The organism is Primorskyibacter flagellatus (assembly GCF_900176485.1).
In the GTDB taxonomy this organism is placed as follows: domain Bacteria; phylum Pseudomonadota; class Alphaproteobacteria; order Rhodobacterales; family Rhodobacteraceae; genus Primorskyibacter; species Primorskyibacter flagellatus.
Genome location: NZ_FWYD01000047.1, coordinates 1 through 5,180 on the forward strand (window position 1 = coordinate 1; position 5,180 = coordinate 5,180).

Genomic DNA, 5,180 nt, shown 5'->3' on the forward strand with positions numbered 1-5,180 from the left:
CTTGCATCTCGTCAGACGTGCCGAATATCCGACACAGGGCGCTTTCCTGGGCCAGCTCGATCTTGTGTCCCGTCCGGGCCGATCCGCTTACCTTCACCCCGAGATCGTCAGTCTTGGCCTTTTCGATCTTTCCCATGCCGAACCTTTCATTGCCGCTCAGAGGCGATATGCGGGCCTCTCAGGGGCTTTCCGCCGTTTCTGGGCGGGTGATGCTGTATTTTGCTGCTCTGACCTCTAGCGCGGGCTGTTCGCGCTTCTGGGCCGCTTTTCCTATGGCTTGGGATATGCCGAACGCCTTGCCCTTGATCTCTGGCGGGGCCGGGTGCTTGGCATGCTGGGCCGCGATGTATTCCGCCCATTCGAGGGCGCTTCCCTTGTCGTCTTTTCGGTTGTTCATGTTGATCTGCCATCCGCCACAGACGGAACGCGCCACCACGTCCGCCGCGTAGGGCTTCAACACAAAGTCCACAGAGCTGCCGCTTATGCGCTCGATCACGGCAACGAGCTGGGCCAGCTTGTATGAGGGCCAGAAGATCGACAGGTGAACATGCGAACCCATATCCGCGCCCACGTCCCGACCCCAAAGGGCGACAAAGGGCAATCCCTCAGAGCGACACAGACGCGCCAGCTCGTCGCGAGTGTATTTTTCTCGATCCCATTCACCGCGCCCGAGGCAATGGCCTTCGTTGCGTTCGCCTGCCGTCTCAAGAGCCGCCCAGGTGATCGTGATGCCGATATTCAGGGGCCAATCCATTGCATAGGCGAATGCCACCGCTTCACGGAACCGCATGAGCCTTTCCCTCTCTTTGCGCCTTTCATGGCGTGACGGACGAGTGCTTTTCTTCCCTACTATAGGATAGGGTCGTGCCGCTGGCCTCAGCACCCGTTGAACAAAAGGGGTTTCTGCAATCTCGTCGGAATATCTCGTCGCCAGATCAAACACGGGTATTTTACTCAGGTATTCTCTGCCGCCGCGTTTTCGTGCTGGCCTAGCCATGCCTCGAATGCGTCCCGCCTGATCCGTTGCACCGCGCCGATCCGCACAATGGGGGGCGTCCGCTTCTGGGCGACGAGCTTTTGCCAGGTGCTCCGGCTGATCCCCATTGCCGAGATCACATCTGCCACCGTCATGAGCTGATCTTGTGTGCCTTGATCCATGTTCCGCAAATCCTTGTGCCTGACACCGCATCTTGTGGGTGCAAGTATACGGCAACAGAGGGCATGGGGAAAGGGTGAACGGAACGAAAGGCGAACGAGCGTTAAAGAATATCTCTGAAAGAGATAGTTAAACAGTTACGGCAAAACGGCGCTTCAAAATGTTTCGCATTCTCAGCACCTTGCGCCTCGATCTCGTCCTGGCGAGTGGGTGATACCCCGAACGAAAGTGGGTGATACCCCGAGTGCCGGAGTGGGTGATACCCCGAGTGCTTTCACAGGCTGGGGACAAGTTATCCACAGGCTCAGAGCTTATAGCGCCGATCTTGTCGCCATTCGATCTTGGCCGGATCACGGTTGAACGCCAGGGAAGGGCCGTTCGCCCCCTCGATCTCGTTCATGCTGTATTCGGGCAGGGCGTTGCGGGTAATAGCCTTGCGCAAGTCCCTGGCAAACTGACCATAGGGCTGGGCCGATCCGCTCCGGGTATGTAAGTCTCGAAAGGTGAAGATCCACCCGGCTTGCTTGCCCACATGGCGACGAGCAAGACGATACAGAAACCGATCAAGGCCGCTCGTTAGATCAAAATACTTGGGCGAGATCGACAGAATATCCCGATCCTTTGTCACCGCCTCGAAAAGCCAAAGGGGCAATTCCATCCATGCCGCCTTAGCTTTGCCTTCGTCATTTTCTTCGATCCTGAATGCCGACAGCATGTTGAACCGCCCAAGGCTCCGGCGCTTGCTTTTCAGGGAAGGGCTTTCATAAGCGACAGACGTTGATCCGAGACGATGCAAAGCCGCTTTCAGCTCGCTATAACCCTTGCCGCCAGTGTCGCGCCCTACCGCTTTCAACAGGTTATAGGGGTGAAATTCGATCCTGGGCGAGACGGAAAGGCCAGCGTTCACCGCCTCGTTGATCTGCGACACCGCCCACAAGAGCACGTCATAGTCCCAGATCGTCGCAATCCCCGTATCCTCTGGGGCCGTGACAAGCACCTTCTGGCCGCTAGGGCCTTCCCATTCGATCCGGGTGCGCTTGTTCTTGGACAGGGCGACGAGGGGGGCGCTCATGGCCTCTCTCTCATCTCTGAAAGGCACGTCCCCGATCAAGGCCACAAACAAATCTAACTGGCGGTTTGTGCTCATTTCCGCAACCAGCGATGTAGTTTCAAAAGGAAGGAATAGCCGAAGATTGGCCAGCTTATCAGGCCAATAAAGCCAAGCCATGGTTGCAATCCGTGCCGTTCGGTGAACGCGGCAAAGATAAGGTAGCTCATGGCGAGAAATCCGATAAGGGCGGCCCAGATACTGCCCCATATGCCATCGTCTACGTTGGCGGCTTCGTCTCTTTTCACGGTAGAAAGTGAGGGCGCGACTATGCCGACGAGCAGCAGAACGACAACAACAAAAACCCATATAGGCCAGTCCAGAATGTTTTCTGAGAACACCATTCTCACGTCATCCTGAATAGCCTGCCAAAGCCGTGAAAAGCTCTCTCCTATGTCTCTAAGCGTCATGCCGCTTGGGCCTCGATCTCGTTATCCCGCGCCATGATGTTGCGCACCGTCCCCGCATACCACAGGCCACCCCGTGCCGTCTTGACCCCCCGCGCGTTCAGCTCATCCGCGATCCGCCGCAGAGACGCGCCGCCCGCCGCAATCTGGCGAATGATGGGCAGGACATTAGCCGCATGCATGCATGCATTTTCAGCATTCTTTACCGCGCCCTTGCGGGATGCCTGCCGTTGTTCCTCTTTGCGCTCAGGCATGGACCAGCCCAGCGCCACGCCACGCGCCTTTGCCGCCGCCAGAGCTGCACGGGTGCGATCCGATATGGCTTGCGCCTCATGTTCTGCCACCGCCGCCATGACGTGCAACAGGAAACGGTTGGCCTCTGGCATATCCGCCGCCGCGATCTCGATACCCGCCTCTAGCAGGTTAGCAATGAATGCGACGTTGCGGGCGAGGCGATCCAGCTTGGCGATCAAGAGCACCGCGCCGATCCGCTTGGCCTCTGCCATCGCTTGGGCGAGCTGGGGGCGCTCGTTGCGCTTGCCACTCTCGGTCTCGACATATTCCGCCGCGATCTCGCCCTTGCCCGCAACGTGATCCAGCACCGCCGCGCGTTGCGCTTCTAGGCCAAGGCCGCTTTTGCCCTGGCGTTCTGTTGATACACGAAGATAGGTTACAAACTGCATGGCGCGGCCCTCCGAATGTCAACATTCTTCAACAATGTTAGGTTTTGTCAGGTGTATAAAAACCCTACGTCCGTAGCGTGTTTATACAGATAGATGCATGCATGCATTCTAGCAAGCATTCATTGCTTTTCGTTGCCGTTTCTTGTTTCCTGCCGTCAGGACATAGGGGGTCACATGAAAACGCTCGTTATTGCCGCTCAGAAGGGCGGGGCCGGGAAAACGACACTCGCCCGCAATCTGGCGGTTGCCGCCGCCCAGGACGGGCAGAGGGTGCTTGCGCTTGATCTCGACCCGCAACAGAGCTTTCGGGCATGGTGGCGAGGCCGCGAAAGTGACGCGCCGATGATGCTGGCCGATGATCCCGCACCGCATGCGCTCAGGGCCACGCTAGACGCCGCTCAGGGCCGCTTTGATCTCGTTGTGATCGACACCCCGCCCGCCGCGCCGTCATGGCTCACAGAGACGCTCAGGGCCGCCGATCTGGCGTTGATACCCGTCAGGCCGTCCCCCGATGATCTCCGGGCCGTAGGTGCCACGATAGCCGCCCTGGGGGCCGCTGGCGTCCCGTTTGCCTTCGTCATGTCTCAGACGCCACGGGCCAAGATCACAGACGAGGCCGTGCGGGTGCTTGCCCAGCATGGCCGCATTGCGCCCGTGAATATCGCCCAGCGCGTGATTTATGCCGAGACAGCCGCGACAGGGCAGGGCGTGACAGAGACGAGCGACACAAAGGCCGCGCAAGAGCTGGCCGCAATTTGGGGCTATGTGAAAGGGCTGATCGAATGAAAAAGGGCCTCGACCTGGGCGGGATGATCGACACCGCCGCGACACCGAAAGAGACTGGCATTCCGCAAAGAGGGGCGAGGCCGCGCAAGGTGAAGGCCGAACGCCGATCCGATCAAATGTCCGTTCGCATGAAGCCCAGCACCCGCGCGTTGATCGAAAGCCTGGCCGATGCCGAGGGCGTCCCCATTGCCGAGATCGTTGAGCGGGCGATAGCCGCCTATGCCAAGAGTGCATGAATCGCTTTGAAGGTGGCAAGAAATAGGGCCGTTAACTTCAAAACGCGCTACCGCAAAGCATGCGCTCGATCTCTCTGGCCTCTCGCACCAGCTCGTTGATCTCTGCCCTGGCCTCGATCCATTCCCGCGACCGCATGCCATGACGCCAGGACGGGTGATCCTTGCCAGGTGAATGCCCGCCGCCAGCTCCATGAAAGCGACAGACGCGCCACCCACGCACCGCAGGGCCTTTGCACCGCTCGCCCGTGCGCTTGGACGTTGCCGTGCATCTGGGGGCCGCATGCGCCTTGCTCATGGGGTTGTCGCCATCATTCATCGCTGCCCCTCCCCCCCGTTTTCACGTTGCCCACGATAGCCTGCCCGCCATCCGAGACGTTGACGTGCTGCACCGTCACCCGTTGTTCGCCGCCTGTCCGGTGTTTTCTCAGGGCCTCGACCTGGGCCGCAAATGTCCGGGCGAGCTTGTTGAACCCGGTGTAATGGGCTTGGACCTGGGGAATGTTCTCAGTGTTCGCCAGCCATCGCGCCGAACGGATCGTTGCGACGTGCGTTGCCGCCATCTGCACCGCAAGCATGCGCTCGACAGGATCACGCGGGGCCAGATCACGGATCACAGACAGCATGAAAATGCGCTCGTCATTGCCGGGGTGCTCGTCGCTGGCCTCGTCCGCCTTCAAGGGCTTCAGGCAATGGCTCAGAAGGGCGTTCGCTTGCATCTCGTCAGACGTGCCGAATATCCGACACAGGGCGCTTTCCTGGGCCAGCTCGATCTTGTGTCCCGTCCGGGCCGATCCGCTTACCTTC

Annotated in this window: 9 protein-coding genes; 2 read left to right on the top strand and 7 right to left on the bottom strand. The window is 59.5% G+C overall.

All coding sequences use genetic code 11. The features are described 5' to 3' along the window. Positions 1–178 precede the first annotated feature (178 nt). The 5 genes from B8991_RS20660 to B8991_RS20675 form a co-directional block, all read right to left on the bottom strand. On the bottom strand, positions 179–790 hold the full coding sequence (locus B8991_RS20660; RefSeq protein ID WP_084355168.1) for a hypothetical protein: 612 nt from the start codon (positions 788–790) through the stop codon (positions 179–181). A 164-nt stretch (positions 791–954) separates the two neighbouring features. Further along, positions 955–1,158, bottom strand: coding sequence for a helix-turn-helix transcriptional regulator (locus tag B8991_RS20665; RefSeq protein WP_084355169.1), 204 nt, complete (start codon positions 1,156–1,158; stop codon positions 955–957). Positions 1,159–1,460: 302 nt separating this feature from the next. Beyond that, positions 1,461–2,384, bottom strand: coding sequence for a replication initiator protein A (locus B8991_RS20670; protein ID WP_328588535.1), 924 nt, complete (start codon positions 2,382–2,384; stop codon positions 1,461–1,463). Further along, a complete protein-coding gene (locus B8991_RS21640; protein WP_179141573.1) occupies positions 2,300–2,674 on the bottom strand; it encodes a hypothetical protein in 375 nt (124 codons plus the stop codon). The genes B8991_RS20670 and B8991_RS21640 overlap by 85 nt, the downstream gene beginning before the upstream one ends. After that, the gene (locus B8991_RS20675; protein ID WP_084355171.1) at positions 2,671–3,354 is read right to left on the bottom strand and encodes a recombinase family protein; all 684 of its coding nucleotides are present in this window, start codon (positions 3,352–3,354) and stop codon (positions 2,671–2,673) included. The genes B8991_RS21640 and B8991_RS20675 overlap by 4 nt, the downstream gene beginning before the upstream one ends. 174 nt (positions 3,355–3,528) lie before the next feature. Here B8991_RS20675 and B8991_RS20680 point away from each other — a divergent pair, with 174 nt between their 5' ends. Together B8991_RS20680 and B8991_RS20685 are read left to right on the top strand one after the other, a co-directional pair. Then, positions 3,529–4,140, top strand: a complete 612-nt coding sequence (locus tag B8991_RS20680) for a ParA family protein (RefSeq protein ID WP_179141574.1) — start codon at positions 3,529–3,531, stop codon at positions 4,138–4,140. Next, the gene (locus B8991_RS20685; protein WP_084355173.1) at positions 4,137–4,376 is read left to right on the top strand and encodes a ribbon-helix-helix domain-containing protein; all 240 of its coding nucleotides are present in this window, start codon (positions 4,137–4,139) and stop codon (positions 4,374–4,376) included. The genes B8991_RS20680 and B8991_RS20685 overlap by 4 nt, the downstream gene beginning before the upstream one ends. A 37-nt stretch (positions 4,377–4,413) precedes the next feature. Here the strand turns inward: B8991_RS20685 and B8991_RS20690 are convergent, their stop codons facing one another. Together B8991_RS20690 and B8991_RS21645 are read right to left on the bottom strand one after the other, a co-directional pair. Next, on the bottom strand, positions 4,414–4,692 hold the full coding sequence (locus B8991_RS20690; RefSeq protein WP_084355174.1) for a hypothetical protein: 279 nt from the start codon (positions 4,690–4,692) through the stop codon (positions 4,414–4,416). Further along, a partial coding sequence (locus tag B8991_RS21645; protein WP_179141575.1) for a hypothetical protein occupies positions 4,685–5,180 on the bottom strand: 496 nt, incomplete at its 5' end. The genes B8991_RS20690 and B8991_RS21645, both read right to left, overlap by 8 nt.